Consider the following 2,326-nt stretch of genomic DNA (forward strand, 5'->3'; position numbering starts at 1 on the left):
GTTCTTGGGCAGTTCAAAGAAATGGATACCGGCTTCAGTCGTCGCCGTGCGTTTGATCCTGTCGCTTTTTTCCGCCCGGTCGCGGCCCTGCCTTGAAGAACCATAGTGACCGCTGCCCTGATACTCGATCACGGCAACCACATCGGACCCGCCGTCCGTGATGATGAAGTCCGCCCGCTTGGCGTTCACTGTCCAATATCGCTTGCGACTCTTGTTCGACAGAAATGCGCCATACGATACCTGACACATCACCACCCAACCCGCAGGCGCGGCTTTGACGAGCTGGCGATAGACTGCGCTTTCCGCCTTGTTCATCAGTGGCCGCAGTTTGAATTGTGGGCGCAGAGCCGCGCTCACAATGTTGAGCAGCAGGACTACGAAGATCAGACCGCCTAAAATCGCAAGGCCACTCAAGGCTAAGAATGGCAGATTTAGATCGTGGGTCATGCGGTCGTTTTCCGGCTGAATTGATGCTTACGATTGGCGTATCACAGGCCGCAGAAGATTGAATCCCCCGTTAGGCGTCATGGCCCCTGCCCCGCCCTTTGGGCGTGTCACCGCGCTCTAGGCTCCAGCCGGCAGACCGGCTTCCGCCCGCAACGTCCCGGCCCATCCTCCCTGTCCGAATGGCCCGCGCGCTGTCTCTCCGAGCCAGTGTGCGAGCCTTCGGCCATGGTCGTCCTGGTCCGTGCCGATGCGCCCTTGCGGGTAACATGGGGTGACAGCGGTCCGGCGCTCTGCCTCAATCGTTGGTGCAATGAAGCTGATTACGGAGAAGCGCAATGTCTGACACTACCCCTGCCCTCTACGTGGGCCTCGACGTATCTCTGGCTGAGACGCATATCTGCGTCTTGGATCAATCTGGAAGCCGTGTTTTCGAGGGCGTTGTCGCCTCAGACCCTGACGCCCTTGAGAAACTCCTGAATGAGCGGGCACCTGCCTGTTCGAGTATTGCCATCGAAACAGGTGCGACGACGCCTTGGCTCTGGCGAGAGCTCCGAAAGCGAGGCGTTGCGGTGACCTGTATCGACGCCCGCCATGCCAACCGAGCGCTGTCAATGCGCCGCAACGAGACTGATCGCAACGATGCCCAAGGACTTGCAGAACTGATGCGAATTGGATGGTACAAAGAAGCTTACGTCCGGACGGTGGATGCCCAGCATATCCGGTCAATGATGAATGGGCGGTACCAGCTTCGGCAGTGCCGAAAGGATATCCTCAACCAGATGCAGGGGATCGTGAAGGTCTTCGGCTTATTTTCCGGCAGCACAGCCACGACCAAGTTCCCAGAAATGCTCCGCCAAGTTGCTGCAGATAACCCGATGGCTGCCAGGATGTTGACCCCCCTGCTCAATGCCTTTCATGCCCTTGAAACGGAGATCGACGCCTATGAGGTTGAACTACGGGATATCGCGAAGCACGACAGCGATGCGCGTCGGCTTATGACGATCCCGGGTGTCGGATACCTGGTCGCTTTACGTTACATGTCAGCGATCGAGGATCCCGCCCGCTTCACCTCATCGGCAAAAGTCGGGGCCTATCTCGGGCTGACACCGAGAGTCCGACAATCGGGAGAGGGCCAATGGACCGCCGGCATCGGCCCCGCCCCGGATCCGATACTTAGATCCTATCTCTATGAAGCCGCAGGCACGATCATAACAAGGATCGTAAAATGGTCACGGCTGAAGGCGTGGGGCGTTCGCCTTTACAAGCGCGTGGGTTTCAAGCGAGCAGCCATAGCAGTTGCCCGGAAACTCGCGACAATCATGCATGCAGTCTGGAGTGACGGCACAGAATTCGTCTATTCCAACGAGCCGACGAGGGCTCAGATGACTTGAGCCTCGGATAGACGATTTCGGTTCCGCTTCGGCGGAAGGTCCCTGCCGGGACGACGGTCACTGACCTCGTAGCGATCGTTGCGGCCATCAAGACCGCGCGGATGTGACATTGAGGCGGTACCAGCGAAGCCAATGTTGAGGCGGCACGTCTGACCTCGGAAGGAACCATGTGCCCGGCGGTGGTCTGAAAGGACTGATAACGGCAAGCGATGGCCTCGATCTTGCTGGTGATGGCTTTTGCCTCGACCGCGGTGCGTGCCTTTCGTACCGCTTAGATCTGATGTGCGTTGAGCCATGTCCGAACGGCCGGAGGGTGGACAAAGCGATCATACGAAATTGGCGTTTGAAGGCGAACTGATCGCCGCGCCCGACCGGCGGCGGTTTCAGTCTGCCTCTTGCTCTCGCGAGGAGACCAAGAGGCAGACGATTTATTGATGGGGCAGAAGCACCTCCGGCGAAACACCCTAACGGCAAATCAAAAGATTCCA

At 58.4% G+C, this 2,326-nt stretch carries 2 protein-coding genes; one reads left to right on the top strand and one right to left on the bottom strand.

What is annotated here, in order from left to right:
* The coding region (locus tag ACOI1H_RS24995) for a DUF2726 domain-containing protein (RefSeq protein ID WP_422440973.1) at positions 1 to 447 on the bottom strand (447 nt) is incomplete at its 3' end.
* 335 nt (positions 448 to 782) lie between these two features.
* Between ACOI1H_RS24995 and ACOI1H_RS25000 the strand changes: the two genes are divergently transcribed.
* A complete protein-coding gene (locus tag ACOI1H_RS25000; RefSeq protein WP_422440974.1) occupies positions 783 to 1,838 on the top strand; it encodes an IS110 family transposase in 1,056 nt (351 codons plus the stop codon).
* The last annotated feature ends 488 nt before the right edge of the window (positions 1,839 to 2,326 follow it).

Origin of the sequence: Loktanella sp. DJP18, from assembly GCF_049310965.1 — a bacterium.
Lineage (GTDB): Bacteria > Pseudomonadota > Alphaproteobacteria > Rhodobacterales > Rhodobacteraceae > Loktanella.